This window comes from Nonomuraea sp. NPDC049649 (assembly GCF_040675175.1).
Taxonomy (GTDB): domain Bacteria; phylum Actinomycetota; class Actinomycetes; order Streptosporangiales; family Streptosporangiaceae; genus Nonomuraea.
This window is the reverse complement of sequence record NZ_JBFAOH010000040.1, coordinates 1-18,140: the sequence shown is the minus strand read 5'-3', so window position 1 is coordinate 18,140 and position 18,140 is coordinate 1. Positions and strand designations below refer to the sequence as shown.

The following is an 18,140-nucleotide window of genomic DNA, read 5'->3' as shown; positions in this document are numbered from 1 at the left end:
GGATGCGGTTACGCATCATCACGGCCTGCGCTGTCGCGGTCTCGACGGCAGCCGCCCTCGCACCCCCGGCCCAGGCCACGCCCAAGCGTGACAGGTTCGACGTGGTCAACCTGGTGTCCGACGTCCGCGGCAAAGCGGCGATCACCGACCCCAAACTGGTCAACCCGTGGGGGCTGGCCATGGGCAAGACCCTGTGGGTCTCCAACACCGGCACGGGCACCGCCACCGTCTACTCCGGGCAGGGCAAGAAGGAGCGGACGGAGGTCGCCATCCCCGGCGGCGCCCCGACCGGGCAGGTGTTCAACCGTGGTGACGGCTTCACCGTCAAGGGCAAGCCGGCCACGTTCATCTTCTCCAGCCCCAGCGGCGCGATCACCGGCTGGAACGCCGAGGCCGACCCGGAGAACGCGATCATCGGCGCGTTCACCCGCGGCGCCGACTACAAGGGCCTGGCCCTGGCCGAGACCGACGACGGCGCCTTCCTGCTGGCCGCGGACTTCGCGGGCGGCCGGGTGCACGCCTTCGACGAGGACTTCAAGCGCATCAAGCTGTCGCGCTCGCAGTTCCGGGACCGTTCGCTGCCGGACGACTACCACCCGTTCAACGTGGCCGTCGTGAACGGGAACGTCTGGGTGGCCTACGCCCTGCGCGACCCCAAGACGGGCAAGTCGGTGGCCGGCGACCGCAAGGGCTTCGTCAGCCGCTTCGACCTGAACGGCCGGCTGACCGGCCGCATCTCCCGCGTCGGGCTGAACGCGCCGTGGGCGCTCACCGCCGCGCCGCGCGGCATGGGCAGGAAGTACGCGGGCGCGCTGCTGGTCGGCAACTTCGGCGACGGCACCATCCACGCCTACCGGGGCGGCCGCCACCTGGGCGCCCTGCGCGGCGCGGACAACCGGCCGATCAAGCTGCCCGGGCTGTGGGACCTGGAGCCGGGCACGGCCGCGACCGGCGGCGAGAACACGCTCTGGTTCTCCGCCGGCATGGACGGCGGCAAGCACGGGCTGCTCGGCGTGATCCGTCCCGCCGGAGCGAAGGGCTCGGCGCCGAGGCTGCCGGGCGCCGACAACCGGTCGAAGTCGCCGTACGGAGGCTACTGACGGCCCTTGTGACCCTTCCGGCACGGCGCGGCGCGCGCGGGTCGTGCCGGTACAGGGTCAGGGCCGGTACGGGATCAGGGCCGCGACGGCGAGAGCACAGCGGTCGTACGGGGTCAGGACCGGAATGGCGAGAGCACGGCGGCGAGGTCGGCGGCGGTCCGGAAGTGCACGCCGGTCATGCCGAGCGCCTGGGCGGCGGTCACGTTCTCCAGGCGGTCGTCGACGAACAGGCAGCGGTCCGGCGCGGCCCCGGCGAGCCCGGCGGCGATCTCGTAGATGCGCCGGTCGGGTTTGGCCACGCCGACCCGGGCGCTGCTGACCACCGCGTCCGCGAAGGAAGTCAGCCCCAGCAGGGCGAGGTGCTCGTCCAGGGTGTCCATCGCGTTGGTGACGAGGACCAGAGGCATCCGCTCGCGCGCCGCCGCGAGCAGCGCCCGTACCTCCTCGTCCACCCGGAACGGCACCGCCGTGAACTCCTCGACCGCCTTCCTCGCCTGCTCTCCCCCGCCCAGCGCGGCGACGATCGACTCGGCCCACTGCGCCTGGGTGATGTGGCCGAGCGTCGCGGGCGTGATGATCGCGGGGTCGAGGGCGGTGGCGGTGACGGGCAGCCCGTAGCGGGCGTCGATGTCGGCTTGGACGGCGTCGTCGAACTGGCGCAGCACGCCGTCGAGGTCGCACAGGATGGCGTCGAAGGTCGTCACGGCCCCATTGTGCGCACGCGGCCTCTTATCCGGGATCGCCCAGGACAAAAGTCCTGAAGCGAGCGGCGGCACTACCATCTCGGAGGCAGGATTCCGTCTCGGAATGGTAGGGCATGAACGATCATCGGCTCCCGGGCGAGCTGGGCCGGCTGTTCGCCGACGGCGGCAGGGGGCGCAGCCTGTCCATCGGGCTGCCCGAGGGCGAGGTGATCTGGCCCGACCCGGGCTACACCGGCCATGAGCCCGTCAGGCCCGCGTTCTGGATGAGCGACGAGCCCGCGACGGGTGACGACTGGCGGCGGTTCCTGGCCGAGCATCCGCGCAGCGGGCTCTGGCCGGTCCTGCTGGACGAGTCCGCTCAGCCCTGGTCGGTAGGACAGGTGGTGCCGGACGATCCGGTGCAGATCGACCACTTCACCGCCGAGGGGTTCATGGCGGAGGTCTGGGAGGAGTGGGTGGCGCAGATGCCCGCCGACTCCCTCGGGGAGCTTGAGCCGTACGGGGCGATCTGTCCCGGCCCGGCGCCGCCCGGACGGCTGGTCGCCGACCCGGACGCCGTGGCGGCGTGGTACGCGGGCGAGCTGGCGCCGCGGGGCATGCCGCTGGGACTGGTGGCCGCGGACAGGGGCGCCGACGCGCTGGCCGCGATGGGCTGGCAGGGCGCGCTGCACCACAACGAGTGGATGGTGCCGCTGGCCGCCGTGGTGCGCAGCTGGGAGGACCGGTTCGGGGCGCGGCTGGTCGGCGTCGGGTTCAACACGCTGGAGATCAGTGTGGCCGCGCCGCCGGCCGACCCGGAGCACGCGCTGCACGTGGCGGCCGAGCACTGGGCGTTCTGCCCGGACAACGTGCTGCAGGGCCCCGGCGACCTCCAGGAATACGCCGGACAGCTGATCGGCTCGCACGCCTGGTCCTTCTGGTGGGACTGACGCACGGGCGGGTGGGACTGACGCGCGGGCGCCGCCGCCCCGGGTCGGGGGTGGTCCCCTCGGCCCGGGCGGCGGTGTCCCGCAGGTCACGGCAGCCGCGCGACCGCCCCGTAGTTGCCCGAGCTGCCGGGCTGGTCGGCACAGGCGCCGTCGGCGCCGTCCGGCCGCCACTCCGGGATCCACACCAACCCCGGTTCCAGCAGTTCCAGCCCGTCGAGCAGGGCCTCCAGCTCTTTACGGGTGCGGACCGCGTGCCCCGGCAGCGTCATCGCCAGCAGATCGTTGATCGCCGGCAGGAGTTCTGACGGTATGCCGTCGAACGTGGTCTGCAGCAGGGCCAGATAGCTGCCCCGCGGCACGTTCTCCCGCAGCCGCTTGATGACGTGCCGTGCCTGGTCCTCGTCGCTCACGTTGTGGCCCGAGACCACGACCCAGGCCATGGGCCGGTTCCAGTCCACGAACGTGCGGACGACGCGGTCGTCCAGGATCTCGTCGATCTGCGGGATGTCGCCTTCGACGACCCGCACGAGATCGGTGATCGGCTCGATGGTGGCCTGCGCGTTGGCGAGCACCATCGGGTCGTTCTCGATGTACACCACCCGGGCGGACGCCGTGCGCGGCGTCTCCCGTGCGATGTCGTGCAGTCTGCGGCCCGGTGGCAGGCCGCTCGGTACTCCGCTGCCCACGATCAGGAACTGGTCGACGCCCTCCAGCGCCAGGTGGCGTACGACCCTGGTTAAGTATCCGAGGATGGCCTGTGCGGCAGCAGTGGTGATCTCGGCGGCCACGTCGTAACGGTTGACCGCCTCCCTGTCAGCTCTGAAGTTGTTCTTTCCTCCCGTCGCCGCGTCGAGTATGCGTGTGACCCGTGCATGGGTGGTGTCGAGATTGGCCAGGTTTCGGATAGCCCGCTGGCGCATTGGGTGACGCCCCTTTCCCCTCGCCACTTTCCTGGGAAAGTTCCGGTTACTGACCCCACTCGGTTGCCCAAATTCATAATGAGTCAAAAATCCCTTTCTCCAAGCACTATGGCCTAGATTTTTTGGGATTTATGCTCTTTCGCTCTATCGGGTGTAGAGGAATGATCAGTTTCCCGTTGAACGCGAGAGCCTTTCACGATGAGCGCACAGCAGGTCAATGGTCTCGTCGCGGGTCGTGGTGGTGACCGACAGCTTGGTGAAGGCCTGGTGATAGGCCTCCACCTGCACGGCGTCGGTGATCAGCTCGTCGGCCTCCAGCGCGTGCGAGCAGGCGATGTCCGGCTCGAACGCCTCATCGAAACGCCAGAGCGTGAACGGACCGGTACGGGGAACGTACGCGGGATCCTCCATCGGGACGATATGGAGGGAGATATTGGGCCGCTTGGCGAAATCGATCAACCGGTCGAGCTGCTCCAGCAGGACATGAGTGTCGGTGATCTTACGGAGCAGGACTCCTTCGTCCATGACCGCCCACACGACCGGCCCCTTCGGGCCCAGGATGAGCCGCTGGCGGGCCGCCAGAATATCCACGGCGGCGTCGGCCGTGGTGTGCCGGAATGATCCTTGATCGGCCGTGGCGATGGCCGCGAGCGCGTAATCCTCGGTCTGCAGCAGCGGCGGCACGAAATGGGTGTGATAGGTGCGGATCACCGAGGCCCGGCTGTCGATGGAGCAAGTCGTGGCCAGCCAGACGGGGAACGAGCTCGCGTCGTACCATTCGAGCTCGCGCTCGCCGCGCGCGATCGACAGGACGTACTCGCGGGCGGGCATGGCGGTCACCCCGTACAACGTGAGCAGGCGCTCGACGGTGGCGGGGGCGGGGGCGATCCGGCCCTGCTCGACCGCCTCGACCGCGATGGCGCCCTTGCCGAGCACCGCCTCCACCTTCTCCGGCGAGAGCTGCGCGGCCAGGCGCAGCGAGCGGAGCCGCTCGCCGAGCGCGCGCCGCATCGGCTCGTCCAGCGGCGCCGCCGCCTCGGGGATCTCCAGCGCGGGCTCGGGCTGCTCGGGCAGGTCCTCGGCCTTGCGGGCCAGCTCGATCACGCCCCGCACCACCGAGAGCGAGCTCTCCGAGAGCCCGGAGGCGGACATGCCGATGCCGGCGGCCTGGAGTTGCAGGTCCTCGACCGTGCCGGTCTCGACATGGTCCTCACCGACCAGCCAGCCCACACTCACCTGAAGGCATGCGGCCAGTGCCCGCAGCACCTGGAGCGTAGGGTTGGTCTGTTTCCCCGTGCGCAACTGGCTGACGTAGGCGCGGGTGATGGGTATTCCGGCCTCGGTGAGCGCTGCGGCGACTTGAGCTCCGGTGAAACCGCGCTTGGCCAGCGCCAGGTCGAGTCGCTCGGCGAACTTCGCCACGCATGCCTCCTGTTGATACGCAATCAAGCGTAGACCCGGCCCCCGGCGGGACGTCCTGACCGGGCGGGCCACTCTTCCCGCACCCGGGGCATCTTCATTGAACGAAAACTGAGAGTTGACACACTATCCCGCGTTTAGCCAGTATCGTACGACACGTGGAAACTGTTACCTGACAGCCGGACCCTCAGAAGAGGGGCCTGGCAGGGAGGTGGCCGGACGTGACCATCGATCACCAGGTCAGTCCCTGGTTCACCAGAACCACGATCTCGCCCGTGCAGGAGCGGGTGATTCAGCGCATCTGCGCGCGGTCCGCACCACCTGGCACACCTGTGCACGTGTCAGACCTGCCGCTCGGCGGCGTCCAGATCTGGCTGGACGGCGACGACGACAAGTGGAGCCTCTACCACCGGATGGCGCGCGAGCTCCGGCTCACCGGCTGGCACGTCGAACCGGCCGCCGACCGGCTGCTCGTGCTCGGCTGGAGCGCCGACGGCCTCACCCACCGCGTCCAGGTGCTCGCCGCCGCGCTGGCGGGCCGGCTCGCCGACTACGACCTGACCGCCTTCACCGCGGTCACCATCGCCACCCGGCTGTGCCAGGAAGGCCGGGCCGCCGACGACATCCTCGCCGAGGTCGAGGCGCGGCTCCGCGACGACCTGCGCTGGCCGGAACGGCTGGAAGACCTCGACGGCCTGCAGCGCACCGCCACCCTGGAACCGCTCCGGCTCCGCCTCGCCCAGGTCGTCGGCCTGGAGGCCAAGGTACGGCGCCGCTGCGCCGAACACCTGTCGCTGGCCCTCCGGGTCGCCACCACGGTCGCGGGAGGCGAAGTGCCGCCGCGCGCCCGTCTCGCCCGGCTGACCACCTGCCTGTCGGAGCGCGTGGTCGCGGCCAGCGTGCCCAACCGGCCACCCGGCCTCTCCCCCGACACCCCGCCCGTCTCCGGCGCCTGCGCCCCGACGCCGCGATGACCCGCCCCCCGGCGCACCACTTACCCGGCCCGGCCACCGGCCCGGCCCCGCCTCCCGCGCGCCCGCAAGAACCCCGCCGGCCCATCCCCGCGCCGCACGACTCCCGCCCCGGCCGACCCATCCCCGAGCGCCCGCACGACTCCCGCCCCCGCTGGCCCATCCCCGCGCCACGCCGGCCCTCCCCCGACACGACGGTCTCTGAGCCGCGCCGGCCCATCCCGCCCGCGAACTCCGTCTCGAACTCGGACGCCACTCCGTACGAAACGACCCTCCCTCAACCGCGCTGGCCCATCCCCGCGGCGGACATTGCGTGGGACCGCGACACCCCGCATGGGGAAACGACCGGACTCCCTCCCACGTCCGATGAGGGCACGACGGCCTCGAGGCCCACGCCATCGAGCAGGCGGCGAGCAGGTGGCCGTCGTTCATCCGCGCAGACGACGCAGTCGAGGAACTCCCGCCGCAGGAGGACGACAGCACGCCGGGGGGACATCGCCGCCGGAGCGACCGCAAGAAGCACCGAGCCGCAGACGGCGCAGGCGGAGAACCACAGCAGCAGAAGGACCTCTAGGACAGAGACCGCCACCGCAACGGCCCAGCCGAAGGACCACCGCAGTAGGAAGACCGCGAAGAAGGTGGGGCTGGGGGTTTTCGCCGGGGTGGCCGGCGGCGTGGTCATGGGGGATTGGGTGGCCGGGATGCTGGCCGCGCCGATGGTGGATCTGGACGCGCTGGGGGTGGCGCTCTCACGGGCGGACATCGCGTGGGCGGGGGTCGTGACTCTGGTCGCCGCGACCGCGATGCTGGGCGTGGCGGGGCGGATGGCCGATCTGGTGGGGCGGCGGGACGTGCTGGCCGTCGGGCTGGCGCTGTACGTGCTGGGGGCGTCCGCGGTGATCGTGGCGCCGTCGTGGGCGGTGCTGGTGGGGGCGCGGCTCGGGCAGGGGGCGGGGATCGCGCTGATGGTCCCGGCCGCGCTGGGGATGCTGCTCGGCGAGTTGCCGGAGAGGCGGCGGGCCACCGGGGCGGGGCTGTGGGTGGCCGCCTGTGCGGGCGGGGCGCTGGGGATGCTGGCGGGCGGCGGGTGGCTGCTGGATACGTTCGGCTGGCGGGGGCTGTTCCTGCCGGGGGCGGTGACGGCGGCGGTGTTGCTGCTGTTCGCGCCGGTGTTGCCGCGTTCCGTGGGTGCCGCTTCCGGCGGTGCAGGAGAGTCGGCTGCGGCGTGCCGTGGCGGGTTGCCGCGTTCGGTGGGTGCCGCTTCCGGGGTGCTGCGGGCGTTGCTGGCGGTGGCGGGGGTGGCGGCGGTTCTCGCTCTGGCCAGGGGCGGCGTGTGGGGGTGGACCTCCGCGCTGACGCTGGGGTGTGCGGGGGCGGCGCTGCTGCTGGCTCGCCCGTACCCGCCGTACGGGATGCTCGCCGGCGCTCTGCTGGCGGGCGCCGGGCTGGGCGCGCTGGCCACCGGCGCGCTCGCGATGGGAGCCGCGGCGGCCGGGCGGGAACGTCTCGCTGCCGGTGTGGCCGCGGTGGACACCGCCCGCCTGGTCGGGGCCGCCGCGGGACTGGCAGGCGCGGCGGCCCTGACCATGGGCGGCGTCCCCGGCGAGCCCGGGGACGCCGTGCTGCTCGCCTGCCTGGCGGTGACCGCTCTGCCCGCCGCCGCCGCGATGTGGCGGCTGGTCGTGGAACGGCGGCGCCGCACCGTACAGACCTCTCTGCGTGCGGCGCGGCAGGAGGTCGAGTCGCTCCGCGGGCTCCTGCTGGAGCTCCGCGCCGCCTTCACCGAGGTACGAGGTCAGGCCGACCGGGAACTGGTCCGCCTCGGCCTCCAGGACGTGCCAGCCCCTTGGGTCAACCCCCACGGACAGGAGTGATCATGCGCACCGACGAGGTCCGCGGCCCGCAGCACCACGGGGTTCCCGTGCGCGGGACCCGAACGGCCGCTCAGAGCTCCACGAGGGCGGCGCACCGGCCGCACCGCGTCCGGCACCTGTCCGGGCGGCCGGCCGGGTCGTTCGGCGGCGCGCCGGGCAGAGGGCCGGACGTGCCGCCTGGGGAGCCCGGCGGGAGGTCGGCATGAGCCGCGGCAGGGTGGGCGTGCTGGTGCCGCCCGCGAACCCGTCGGCGGAGCCGGAGCTGACCCGCCTGCTCGGCTCGCGCGCCGACATGCACGTCAGCAGGTTCCCGGTACGTCCGGGGCTGGCGCTGGCGGAACGGCTGGAGGGCTACAACGCGGCGCTGCCCGCGATGGCCCGCTCGTTCGGCGACCTGGCGCTCGACGCGCTCATCATGGCCTGCGACGGCCCCCGCTACCTGCTCGATCCGGATGAGGATCTGGACGAGTGCGAGCGGATGAGCGAGCGGTTCGGGGTGCCGTTCGCGACGGCGACGGTGGCGGTGATGGAGGCGATCGAGCATCTCGGGGTCGATGAGGTGCACATCGTCTCGCCGTTCCAGCCGTGGCTGACGGAGCTGGCCGAGCGGTTCTGGAAGGCGGCGGGGATGCGGATCGCCGGCGTCCTGCCGGTGCGGGCGCAGGGCGGTTTCTCCCCGTACGACATCACTCCAGCCGAACTGGCCGACCAGGTGAAGCAGGCGAACCTGCCCCGTGACGCGGTGATCCTGTTCGCCAGCAGCGGGATGGCGACGCTGCCGGTGCTGGGCACGCTCGGCGCGGCCAACGACCGGACGCTGCTCACCTCGAACCTGTGCAGCGCGTGGTGGGCGCTGTCGCGGGCGACAGGCCGCCCGGTCACGCTGAACCGGTCGGCACGGAGGGCGTCGTGAGCGCCGCCCTCCTCCTTGGGACGGGGGTCGCCGGCACCACGCCAGCGGCCGGTGTGGACGGTGCCCGATCCGTCGCCGGCGACCCCGAACTCACCATCCCGGAGGCCGTCTAGCGGGCCTCGGCACAACCAGGGCCGGGCGAGGGACACCGTGCTGACTGGAGGATTAGTCGATCATGTGGCGGACGCTGTCCAACGAGGCGCGCGAAGCCGTCGGCAGGCTGTGCGAGCAGCACGGGAGGCACCTCTACGACTACTGCCGCACGGGGCTGTCCCCGTCCGACGCGGAGCTCGCCGTCGCCGGGGCGCTGCTCTCGGCGCACGTGCACGGGGAGCGGCTGCGCGACCGCGCGCTGCTGCGTCCCTGGCTGTACGCGCTCGCCCGCTGTCATCGGGCGGGCGTCGCGGCGGCCAGGCCGGGCAGCATCGGCTCGTGGAAGCGGCCGGGCGCGCCGGACCTGGTGGCCGACGCCCTGCGCGCACTCGACCCGCCGCATCGGGAACTGCTCGACCTATCTGTACGGCACGAACTGGCGAGCGCCGAGATCGCGGCGATCTTCGACGTCGAGGCGATCCAGGTCAACACCATGATCGCGCAGGCCGCGGACCGGCTCGAAGAGTGGGTCGCGGCGGTGCGCGCGGCGCGGACCCGTGACGGATGCGCGCGGCTGGCGATCCGGATGACGGACTGGGCCAAGGCGCCCGGCCGGCGCAACCGCACCCGGATCGCCCGGCACATCCGCTCCTGCCCGGCCTGCCAGGCGGCGCCCCGCGACACGGCGCGGGCCGGGCTGCTCCTGCTGGACCTGCCGCTGACGGCGGTCCCCGACACGTTACGAGACCAGCCCGGATGGGGTGACCCGCTGCCCAGTGACCCGGCGGCGTGGCGCTCCGACGGGTTCCCGGCGCAGGCGCGCGGCCTGATGGAGCCGCCGCCCGCGCTGATCTCCCTGGTCCCCGGCCCCACGACGGAGACCAGGGACAACCCCTGGCCGGCGGCGGGCGCGGCCGCCGCCGGCCAGGGCGCTCCTCCCGAAACGGAGTCCCCGGGCCGGGCCCGGCGGGTGTCCTCTCCGCCCGGCACGGCCGAGGCGCTGCTGCGGGCCGCCCACCAGACGGGCGAGCGGCTGTTACCCACCGGTCTGACGCCTCCGGACGGCTCCTCCGGCGACACGATCCCGTACCGGAAGTCCTCCGGCGACACCATCCCGTACCGGAAACGCGGCGACTTCCTCCCGCTCCGCCCCCCGCCCCGCCGCCCCGACGAGCCGGAACCCCCCGCCCCCAGGTCCGCCCCTCCGCACTGGGGCACGGGCCCCGAACCCGAGAATGAGCCCGCCACTGCCGAGGAACCGGCGGACGCCGGCCGCGAGGAGACGCCCGGCCCCACCACCGCGGACCAGCCCGGGAAGGAGACACCGGGTCCCCGCTTCGCTCCGCCGAGCTGGGACGAGACACCGAACCTCCGCGCCAAGGGCGGCAACGCGCCGTACAGACCACCTCGGAACGACGAGGAGTCGCGCGAGCAGATCAGGATCCCGCCGCCGCGGCAGAGCGACGACCCGCCCCGCCAGCACGCCCCGTTGCGGTCGCTCGACCCCGGGTGGCGGAGCGGCAGGACCCCGGTCAGCCAGTACGGGGACAAACTGGTCTTCACGGCCCCGCCCGCCGAGGAAGGCGGGGAGACGTGGGACGAGTTCTGGCGGGAGCGGCCGGACGAGGACAACCCGGAGGCGCGGATCTCGCTGCAGTGGCTCGTCCGGGCGGCGCTCATCGTCGGAGTGGTCATGCTGGTCGCGGGCCTGGTCTGGGCCGGGATCGAGAGCCGCGAGCGCCAGTCTCCCGTCCCCGCTCCGAGCGCGGGCCCAGCGGACCCGTGGACGTCCCCCGTACCGGCGGACTCCGAAGGCACCGGGGAGGCGAACCCCGAGAACACCGGAACCACCGCGGAGACGGACGACGGCGACACCTCCCAGGCGGACCCCGGCACCTTCACCAGAACAGACCCCGGCGACAAGGCGGCGAGCGGGGCGCCCGAGGCGGCGATCTCCCCCACGTCGGTGCGCCTGGGCGAGCGCCGGACCGGGACGTTCAAGCTGACCTGCACCGGCGACTGCCGCGTCACCTCGTTCTCCGGCTCGAACGGCATCGCCCTCTCCGGCAACACCTTCACCGTCCGCGCCCCGGCCTCCCGCCCAGGCTGCGACGGCCCGCCCGTCACCGAGTCGGGGGTCATCACCGTCCACTGGGCGGGCACCGCCACGAACGACAGCGGGACCGCCGAGGCCGAGGGCACGCTCACGATGATGGTGTCGTGGACCGTCACCAGCGACAAGGGCGCCCTCATCCCCGACGCGGACGGCGGCTACTGGAGCAACTGCCCGCAGGCCCGCGAATGAGAGGACCCCGGGCGGAGTCCGCCCGGGGCCCGTTCGGCGGGTCAGATCAGAAGAACGAGAACTCCTTGTCCGGCTCCGGCAGGACCAGCTCCCGCGGCCCCATGAACCGCGCCGTGTCCTGCGGCACGCTCTCCAGCGGCGTCCCGAGCACGACCGGGAACGCGATCGAGCTCTTCTGCAGGTCGACGGTGACGGCCGCGCCGGTGCCCGTCTCGCCGCTGTAGGTGGCGTCGGTGCCCGCGATCACGAGCCCGATCCGGTGTCCCTTCTTGAACGTGTAGTCCTGCGGCAGCGTCTCCCACTTGACTCGCCCGTACGTGCCGACCGGCAGCGGCGTGGAGCGGCTGAGCGAGAGTCGGTTCTGCACGTCGATCCAGCCGCGCGCGACGACCTCGACGGGACGGTTGGCGGTGTTGGTGACGACCTTGCGGTAGCAGCCGTCGTCGGCGGCGGTGCTGTCGCCCCAGCAGTCCTCCTCGGTGAGGGTGGTGATGCCCTGGCCGCGCCGCCAGTCGAGGCGGGTGTCGTCGCCGAAGTCGACGAGCAGGGCGGTCAGGTTGGCGGTGGGCCGGTCGAGTTTGACGCGCAGGTCGGCGACCGGGGTGCCGGACAGGCGCAGGTTGAGGGGGAGCGGTCCGGTGGTGTACGCGATCCGTCCCGGGTTGGCGGTGCCCACGTCGGACACCATGTCGGATTCGGTCATGGCCACGTCGGTGAAGCTCGCGGTGGCCTTGCGTCCGGGCAGGAGGCGGAGGGAGCCGTCGGCGGACGGGCGCAGGGTCAGCCTGTGCGCGCGGGGCGCCGGCCAGTCGCGCTCGGTGATCCACTGGGTGGGGCCGACCTGCACGTCGGCGCGGGGTTCCCGCATGATGTCGTTGCGCACGCCGTGCAGCCAGTGGTCGAACCAGCGGTGCAGCTGGTCGACCCAGATCCCCCGGCGGCCTTCGAAGTCGAACGGGTCGACGTGCTGGTACTGGCCGACCCAGATCTTGCGGGGCACGCCCCGCTTGGCCAGCGCCTCCCACCAGGCGGAGAAGTTGTCGGGCTTGACGTTGAGGTCGTTGACGGTGTGCGCGACGAAGACGCTCGCCCGCACCTTGGAGACGTCGCCGAGCAGGCCGCCGATGTAGTCGCGCTCGGCCCAGAAGGCGTTGTAGTTCCCGGTGTCGTCGCCGTCCTCGGCGTCCATCCGGTCGCGCACGGCCTGGCACTTGGGCTCGGGGTCGGTGTCGATGTAGTCGGCCAGCCAGGAGGCGTAGTCGTAGTTGTAGATCACGCCGTTGGAGCGCTGGTACTTGTACCAGGAGCTGATCGCGGAGATGGGCACGATCGTCTCCAGGCCGCGCACGCCGGTGGCGGCGACGGCGTTGGCGAGCGTGCCGTCGTACGATTTGCCGATCATGGCGGATCTGCCGGTGGTCCAGTCGGCGACGGCGGGGCTGCCGTCGGCGCGGTAGGCCCTGGCCCGGCCGTTGAGCCAGTCGATGACGGCCTTGCCGCCCAGCACGTCGGCCTTGCCGCCGATGTCGGGGCAGCCGTCGGACAGGGTGGTGCCGAGCATGTCGACGTTGAGGACTGCGTAGCCGCGCGGCACGAAGTAGTTGTCGTAGAAGAGGGGGAATCTCGCGACGTTCCCGTCGTCGTCGTAGATCTTCCGCTCGCCTTCGTTGCCGCGCCCGGAGTTGTCGTAGTACGGGCTCTCGTCGATGATGACGGGCACCCTGAGTCCCGGGCCGGACTCCTTGGGCCTGATGATGTCGACGCGGACCCGGTCGAGCCTGCCGTCGGCGTCGCTGTCCACGGTCGATTCGACGTACACGTGCTCGCGGACGGCGTCGGCGTAGGAGAAGACCGGCTGCGTCCGGCCGTTCTTGACGGTGATCTCGGGGCCGGGGGCCGCCTGGACGGGTGTGGCCGTTCCCAGGATGAGGGCGGCGGCGACGAGGGCAGGGCGTAAGGGTGGCACGCATGACCTCCGTGACTGGGCAAAGTAGGAGCAATCTCTCAGACGCCCGCCGCCCTGACAAGATCTCTCCACTACGGTTCAGCGCGCTGTCGGAAGACCCACGCCGGGGAGCTGCGCATCTCCCCGCCACCGCCGTCGGTCTCCCAGGCGGTGCCGGAGCCGCCGGGGAGCTGCGCGTCTTCCCGTGACGACGCACAATTGAGGGGCAGGCGGGGGATCGCGCGAGAGACGCGAGGAGGCTCACGCCGTGTTCGCCACCGGACGCGAATACCTGACGGGGATGCTCGACGTGCTCGTCCACGAGGGGATGCTGGCCGGGTGGCGGCGCGAGCCGCCCGACGGCTACGTGATCCGCACCCACGAGGGTGAGGAGGTCACGCTGACGTCGTCGCAGGCCGCGATGTGGACGCACGGCGCCTTCGCCGTCTACCTGGCCCTGGTCGACCAGGGCCGGATCAGCCCGCGGCTGCCCGGCGAGGGCTGATCAGGGATTGCGGGCCCGGCCGAGGATGTGCGTGAGCGGGGGCGCGCCGGGCGGCCGGTAGTCGACCCGGTCGTGCTCCTCGATGACCAGCCCGGCCGCGCGGATGGCGGCCGCGGTGTCGCGGTTGGGGTGGCAGCCGCCCGCCACCCGCGACCAGACGGGGGTGGCGAGGTCCTGCAGCAGCCCGCGCAGCGCCCGTCCGGAGCGCACGTGCTCGAAGTAGCGCAGCTCGCCGCCGGGCCTGACCACCCGGCGCAGCTCGGCGAGCGCGGCAGGCACGTCGGGGACGGAGCAGAGCACCAGCGAGGTCACCGCCGCGTCGTACGCGCCCGCCTCCCCCGGCAGCGCCCCCGCGTGTCCGGGCACGACCCGTACCGGGACCGGGGCGGCCACGGCGGCCCGCTCGGCGGCGGCGCGCAGCACGTCGTCCGGCTCGACCGCGACGACCTCGCGCACCTCGGGCGGGTAGTGGGAGAAGCTGAGCCCGTTGCCGGCGCCGACCTCCAGGACGCGCCCGCTCAGCCCGGCCAGCAGGCGGGTGCGCAGCGCGGCGGTCACGGGCTCGGCCCGCCTGCTCATCCTGTCGTACGCGCGAGCGAACCGGGGATGCTGGAACCGGGAGACGTCCTGCATGGCCCCACCGTACGCCGCTCAGGAGCGGACGAGGCGGGACCGGCGCCCAGGCGGCCCGGACGCCGGAGCCTCGCTCAGCCCGCGGTGTTGCTCATGTAGCGGCTGATCTTCCAGGACTCGCCTTCCTTCTTGAGCAGGAAGAAGCCGCGGGTGGCGTCGCCGCCCTCGCCGACCGACGCGGTGACGAAGGCCGCCTGCTTGCCCAGGTTCTCCGACTCCTCGATGTTCGGCGTCCCGGTCACCTTCTCGCCCTGGAACGCCTCGGTCAGGGCCTGGGTGCCCTCGGCCGTCTGCTTGCCCTGGACGGCGGCCACGCCGTCGGAGGTGAACATCTGGGCGGCCTTCTCGGCGTCACCCTCCGCGAGCGCCTTGTAGAAGCTCTCCACCGCCGCTCGCGGCGACTCCATGGCGGCCCCGGTGTCGGTCGGGGACGCCGAGTCGCCGGGCATCGGGCTGTCGGGCATCACGGTCTCGCCGTTCGTCGGGGAGGCCGCGGCGCCCTTCATCGCCTGCCCGTTGCTGTCCGCGGCGCAGCCCGCGGTGAAGAGGGCCGGAACGACCATGGCCAGCAGGAGGCCCCTGCGCAGGTATTTCATGCTCATGGCCGCAGCTATTCCCGTGGCGATCCATGCCGAATGCGCCCTTGATTTACTCCGGACGAGTCCTTTACCGGCTCCGTGCGTGATCGGCCGGGTATCACGTAACAAGAACAGTTCACCCGATTTGTCGAGATCGTTCAGAGGTGTGATCGTTGCCGCCTCGATACCTATCTGGTGGTGTCTCGCCTATAGCGTCCTTTCAGTGACCACGGACCCCGATCCGCTGCCTCAGCGCGAGGCTGCCGAGCGCTGCACCATGGTCGACGCCGACCGGCGCTGTGTGCTTCCCGCAGCCCACCCGGGCGCCCATGTCTTCCCGCCTGTCGACCCGGCACGGCAGACATGACCGATTAGACCCCTCCTCCTGGGGCAGAGGGCACGCATGCGGCACAAGAGGAACGAGCCGGTGACCGTGACCCTGTGTGAGGACGGCCCACTCCTGATACGCGGTCCCTTCGAACTCGTCACCCAGGACGGCGAACCCATCCCACCCGGCCGGGCAACCGTCGCCCTCTGCCGCTGCGGCCGCTCCGCACGCAAACCCTTCTGCGACGGCTCCCACAAAACCACCGGCTTCCGCGCCCCCAGCACCCCATCCCCCAACGGCCACCCGGGGTGACGGCGAGGACCCGCTGAGACACGTCCCCTACCAGTGACGCAGGAGCCACCAGCAGGGGGCACAGGCGCAGCCACCCTACGGTGCGGGCGGATCCACCGGTCGCGGGTGCGGGCGCAGCCACCCCGGAGCCCGCCCCAACAGGTGCGGGCGCGCAACCAGCCGCCGGAGCCCGCCCCAACGAGTGCGGGCGGCTCCACCGGCGGCAACCCTCCTCTGGAGCTAGAGCCCATACGCGTGGCGGCGGAGCCAGCGGAGAGAGTGGGCGGCACGGCGGAGTCTGCGCCCCGCGTAGGGAACCCCGCCCGTGATGGCCGCCGCCAGGGCGAGCCAGCCGCAGACACCCCGCTCCAGAAGCCAGACCGGGGCGAACAGGGACGCGCCGGCGGGGAAGACCGCGCTCCCACCCGCCCGGCGGCGTCCAGCCTCGGCAAGCAGGACGGCCAGCGCGGCACCCGCCAGCAGCGGCCGGTAGGCCCGCCGCGCCACCGCCACCCCCGCGACCGGTAGCAGCGAAAGGGACAGCGCCAGCCGGGCGGGCTGGGCCAGGTCGTCGTAGGCCTGCCGGACCCGCTGCGACCAGAAGCGCCGCGCCGAGCACGGCAGCCGCCGCACGTACAGGCCGGGCGCGCTCACCACCCGCCCGCCACGGGCCTGCACGGTACGAATGAGCTCCAGGTTCTCGAAGAGCACGTCCCCGTCGTAACCGGCACCCAGGCGGGACCGCCGGACCCCCAGCGTGCCCGGGTAGTCCGCGCCGAGCGCCCGGTTGAGCAGGGTGCGGGCGGTGTCCCAGCGCGCGTGCCAGGGCATCGGCAGGAAGTAGTTCTGCGGCCGCACCAGGTCGTACTCCCCCAGCAGCCGATGGACCGCCACCAGCCCCGCCTCGTCGTAACGGACGTCGTCGTCGGCGATCACCACCCGCTCGGCCCGCGCCAGCCGCAGCCCGGTGGTGACCCCGTTGACCTTCCCGTTCGCGTACCGCAGCCCGGGATCGGGCGGCACGTGCACGACAAGCCCCCGCCACCGGCGCGCGTGCGCCGCGAACAGCGGCCCCGGGCTGCCGTCCACCACGATCACCCGCACCAGCCCCGCCAGCCACGCCAGGTACCCGGTCAGCTCGTCCAGCCCTTCGCCGGACTCCCACCGCAGCGGCAGCACGTAGTCGAGGTCCATCAGGACACCAGGTGCCCGGCGGCCTCCAGCGACGACTCGCCGCGTTCCCAGCGGCCCAGGACCTGCTCGGCCCAGAGCCGGTCGACTTCGAGCGCGCACGCCGCCCCGTACAGGATGTCTCCGGTGAGCGCCGGGTCGTCGGCGGCCAGCCCCCCGCACAGGTCGTGCGCGGCGACCTGCTCGTGCACCGCGTCGGCCTGGACGTGCTCGTCGTAGAAGAGCGCGGCGGCGTCGTCGCCGCCGAGCCTCCGCAGCCCGGCGGCGTAGCGGCGGTTCGGCAGCGAGGAGGTCATCTCCAGGGCGGCGAGGTGCCCGGCGAGCGCGCCGCGGCGGCGCCGGTGCAGCCCGAACAGCGACATCAGGTTGGAGACGGCGAGCGTGATGCCGGGCACCCGGTCCAGGTAGGCGCCGTAGGCGTCGTCGAGCCCGAGGCCGCGCATGGTGGCCCGGAACAGCTCGGAGTGCATGCGCTCGCGCCGCCCGCCGCCGTACTCGTCGGCCTGGATCTCGACCAGCGCCGCCTTGGCCCGGCCGCGCAGCCGCGGGATGGCCCAGGTGTGCGGGTCGGCCTCCTTGAGGTGGTAGATCGAGCGGTGCACGACGAACTCGCGGAACTGGTCGAGGGTGGCCCGGCGCTGCAGGTGCCGCGACAGCGGCCCGTCCCCGGCGCGGCACAGGTCCGCGAGCGCCCGCCGCACCTGCCCGGGCGCCACCGGCCGGGGCCGGGGCACCGCCGCGGCCAGCGCCTCCTCGAAGTGACGCTCCAGCCCGGCGCGCACCCCCAGCAGCGACGGCTCCCACTCCCAGCGCTCGTCCACGTCGTCGAAGCCCTGGTAGTGCAGCTCGTAGCAGGCGAACAAGGCCAGCTGCAGGTCACCGTCGTGGAGCGGGTCGCCGCCGGGCACGGGCGTAACGAGCACCGCCTCGCCGGGCTCCCCGGCGAGCGACGCGAACAGGCGGGCCGTGATCGGACCCCGGGCTTCGGGCAGTCGCATCAGGCCCCTGAGCTGCCCGGGGGCCGGATGATCAAACGCCCACGGCCACGTGCACGCTGCCGCCGTCCACCCGGGCCCGGTAGACGGGCACCGCCACCGCGGGCTCGTCCAGGCAGTGCCCGGTCACCAGCGAGAAGACCTGCTTGTGCAGCGGCGAGGCGACGGTCGGCTCGCCCTTCCTGGTGCCGACGATCCCGCGCGAGAGCACGTACGCGCCGCTGAACGGGTCGCGGTTGCCCAGCGCGTACACGCTGCCGTCGTAGGTGCGGAAGACCGCGACCTGCTCGCCGCCCACCAGCGCGCAGACGCCGCGCTCGGGCAGCAACAGGTCATAACCGCAGACGTTCACCCAGCTCACTGGTGCACCATCCTCTTGTCGGTAGCTGAGATGCTGCTGATGCACCCGAGGTGCCGCTGGGTTACCGCCCTGCTCGCTCGACCCC

17 protein-coding genes are annotated in these 18,140 nt (G+C 72.6%); 8 read left to right on the top strand and 9 right to left on the bottom strand.

What is annotated here, in order from left to right; all coding sequences use genetic code 11:
• Positions 1–2 precede the first annotated feature (2 nt).
• Positions 3–1,100 (top strand): TIGR03118 family protein, encoded by a 1,098-nt coding sequence (locus AB0J42_RS31595; protein ID WP_364300918.1) that lies wholly within the window; start codon positions 3–5, stop codon positions 1,098–1,100.
• A gap of 113 nt (positions 1,101–1,213) precedes the next feature.
• Here AB0J42_RS31595 and AB0J42_RS31590 read toward each other — a convergent pair whose 3' ends face one another.
• The gene (locus AB0J42_RS31590) at positions 1,214–1,804 is read right to left on the bottom strand and encodes an HAD-IA family hydrolase (RefSeq protein ID WP_364300916.1); all 591 of its coding nucleotides are present in this window, start codon (positions 1,802–1,804) and stop codon (positions 1,214–1,216) included.
• A 113-nt stretch (positions 1,805–1,917) separates the two neighbouring features.
• Between AB0J42_RS31590 and AB0J42_RS31585 the strand changes: the two genes are divergently transcribed.
• Positions 1,918–2,733, top strand: a complete 816-nt coding sequence (locus AB0J42_RS31585; RefSeq protein WP_364300914.1) for a DUF4253 domain-containing protein — start codon at positions 1,918–1,920, stop codon at positions 2,731–2,733.
• A gap of 86 nt (positions 2,734–2,819) precedes the next feature.
• On the opposite strand, the gene AB0J42_RS31580 is transcribed toward AB0J42_RS31585, so the two are convergent.
• Both AB0J42_RS31580 and AB0J42_RS31575 read right to left on the bottom strand, forming a co-directional pair.
• Entirely contained in the window at positions 2,820–3,653 is an 834-nt protein-coding gene (locus AB0J42_RS31580) for an SAM-dependent methyltransferase (RefSeq protein WP_364300912.1), read from the bottom strand.
• Positions 3,654–3,818: 165 nt separating this feature from the next.
• Positions 3,819–5,075 carry a Scr1 family TA system antitoxin-like transcriptional regulator gene (locus AB0J42_RS31575; protein WP_364300910.1) on the bottom strand — a complete coding sequence of 419 codons (1,257 nt, stop codon included), beginning with the start codon at positions 5,073–5,075 and terminating at the stop codon, positions 3,819–3,821.
• 218 nt (positions 5,076–5,293) lie between these two features.
• Here AB0J42_RS31575 and AB0J42_RS31570 point away from each other — a divergent pair, with 218 nt between their 5' ends.
• The 4 genes from AB0J42_RS31570 to AB0J42_RS31555 all read left to right on the top strand — a co-directional run bounded on the left by AB0J42_RS31570 (position 5,294) and on the right by AB0J42_RS31555 (position 11,228).
• A complete protein-coding gene (locus AB0J42_RS31570; RefSeq protein WP_364300908.1) occupies positions 5,294–6,046 on the top strand; it encodes a hypothetical protein in 753 nt (250 codons plus the stop codon).
• A gap of 635 nt (positions 6,047–6,681) precedes the next feature.
• Complete coding sequence (locus AB0J42_RS31565) at positions 6,682–7,917, top strand: MFS transporter (protein ID WP_364300906.1); 1,236 nt, start codon at positions 6,682–6,684, stop codon at positions 7,915–7,917.
• A gap of 202 nt (positions 7,918–8,119) precedes the next feature.
• Positions 8,120–8,830, top strand: a complete 711-nt coding sequence (locus tag AB0J42_RS31560; protein ID WP_364300904.1) for a hypothetical protein — start codon at positions 8,120–8,122, stop codon at positions 8,828–8,830.
• 175 nt (positions 8,831–9,005) lie between these two features.
• Positions 9,006–11,228, top strand: a complete 2,223-nt coding sequence (locus AB0J42_RS31555) for a hypothetical protein (RefSeq protein ID WP_364300902.1) — start codon at positions 9,006–9,008, stop codon at positions 11,226–11,228.
• Between the two features lie 46 nt (positions 11,229–11,274).
• Here AB0J42_RS31555 and AB0J42_RS31550 read toward each other — a convergent pair whose 3' ends face one another.
• Positions 11,275–13,194 (bottom strand): Xaa-Pro dipeptidyl-peptidase, encoded by a 1,920-nt coding sequence (locus AB0J42_RS31550; RefSeq protein ID WP_364300900.1) that lies wholly within the window; start codon positions 13,192–13,194, stop codon positions 11,275–11,277.
• Positions 13,195–13,441: 247 nt separating this feature from the next.
• On the opposite strand from AB0J42_RS31550, the gene AB0J42_RS31545 reads away from it, so the two are divergent.
• Positions 13,442–13,678 carry a hypothetical protein gene (locus AB0J42_RS31545; RefSeq protein WP_364300898.1) on the top strand — a complete coding sequence of 79 codons (237 nt, stop codon included), beginning with the start codon at positions 13,442–13,444 and terminating at the stop codon, positions 13,676–13,678.
• Here AB0J42_RS31545 and AB0J42_RS31540 read toward each other — a convergent pair whose 3' ends face one another.
• Together AB0J42_RS31540 and AB0J42_RS31535 are read right to left on the bottom strand one after the other, a co-directional pair.
• The gene (locus AB0J42_RS31540; protein ID WP_364300896.1) at positions 13,679–14,311 is read right to left on the bottom strand and encodes a class I SAM-dependent methyltransferase; all 633 of its coding nucleotides are present in this window, start codon (positions 14,309–14,311) and stop codon (positions 13,679–13,681) included.
• A gap of 74 nt (positions 14,312–14,385) precedes the next feature.
• On the bottom strand, positions 14,386–14,913 hold the full coding sequence (locus tag AB0J42_RS31535) for a hypothetical protein (RefSeq protein WP_364300893.1): 528 nt from the start codon (positions 14,911–14,913) through the stop codon (positions 14,386–14,388).
• Positions 14,914–15,292: 379 nt separating this feature from the next.
• Between AB0J42_RS31535 and AB0J42_RS31530 the strand changes: the two genes are divergently transcribed.
• Positions 15,293–15,529, top strand: coding sequence for a CDGSH iron-sulfur domain-containing protein (locus AB0J42_RS31530; RefSeq protein WP_364300891.1), 237 nt, complete (start codon positions 15,293–15,295; stop codon positions 15,527–15,529).
• Positions 15,530–15,748: 219 nt separating this feature from the next.
• Here AB0J42_RS31530 and AB0J42_RS31525 read toward each other — a convergent pair whose 3' ends face one another.
• Genes AB0J42_RS31525 through nirD form a run of 3 tightly spaced genes read right to left on the bottom strand, consistent with a single transcriptional unit; the run spans position 15,749 to position 18,055 of the window.
• The gene (locus AB0J42_RS31525; RefSeq protein ID WP_364300888.1) at positions 15,749–16,702 is read right to left on the bottom strand and encodes a glycosyltransferase family 2 protein; all 954 of its coding nucleotides are present in this window, start codon (positions 16,700–16,702) and stop codon (positions 15,749–15,751) included.
• The gene (locus AB0J42_RS31520; protein WP_364300885.1) at positions 16,702–17,697 is read right to left on the bottom strand and encodes an iron-containing redox enzyme family protein; all 996 of its coding nucleotides are present in this window, start codon (positions 17,695–17,697) and stop codon (positions 16,702–16,704) included. The genes AB0J42_RS31525 and AB0J42_RS31520 overlap by 1 nt, the downstream gene beginning before the upstream one ends.
• 31 nt (positions 17,698–17,728) lie before the next feature.
• On the bottom strand, positions 17,729–18,055 hold the full coding sequence (nirD, locus tag AB0J42_RS31515) for a nitrite reductase small subunit NirD (RefSeq protein ID WP_364300883.1): 327 nt from the start codon (positions 18,053–18,055) through the stop codon (positions 17,729–17,731).
• Positions 18,056–18,140: the final 85 nt, after the last annotated feature.

What these genes read in the sequence shown, in the direction of transcription:
- AB0J42_RS31595 (WP_364300918.1), top strand. Translation starts at nt 3, where the DNA reads ATGCGGTTACGCATCATCACGGCCTGCGCTGTCGCGGTCTCGACGGCA.
- AB0J42_RS31585 (WP_364300914.1), top strand. Translation starts at nt 1,918, where the DNA reads ATGAACGATCATCGGCTCCCGGGCGAGCTGGGCCGGCTGTTCGCCGAC.
- AB0J42_RS31580 (WP_364300912.1), bottom strand. Translation starts at nt 3,653, where the DNA reads ATGCGCCAGCGGGCTATCCGAAACCTGGCCAATCTCGACACCACCCAT.
- AB0J42_RS31560 (WP_364300904.1), top strand. Translation starts at nt 8,120, where the DNA reads ATGAGCCGCGGCAGGGTGGGCGTGCTGGTGCCGCCCGCGAACCCGTCG.
- AB0J42_RS31555 (WP_364300902.1), top strand. Translation starts at nt 9,006, where the DNA reads ATGTGGCGGACGCTGTCCAACGAGGCGCGCGAAGCCGTCGGCAGGCTG.
- AB0J42_RS31540 (WP_364300896.1), bottom strand. Translation starts at nt 14,311, where the DNA reads ATGCAGGACGTCTCCCGGTTCCAGCATCCCCGGTTCGCTCGCGCGTAC.
- AB0J42_RS31535 (WP_364300893.1), bottom strand. Translation starts at nt 14,913, where the DNA reads ATGAGCATGAAATACCTGCGCAGGGGCCTCCTGCTGGCCATGGTCGTT.
- AB0J42_RS31530 (WP_364300891.1), top strand. Translation starts at nt 15,293, where the DNA reads ATGCGGCACAAGAGGAACGAGCCGGTGACCGTGACCCTGTGTGAGGAC.
- AB0J42_RS31525 (WP_364300888.1), bottom strand. Translation starts at nt 16,702, where the DNA reads ATGGACCTCGACTACGTGCTGCCGCTGCGGTGGGAGTCCGGCGAAGGG.
- AB0J42_RS31520 (WP_364300885.1), bottom strand. Translation starts at nt 17,697, where the DNA reads ATGCGACTGCCCGAAGCCCGGGGTCCGATCACGGCCCGCCTGTTCGCG.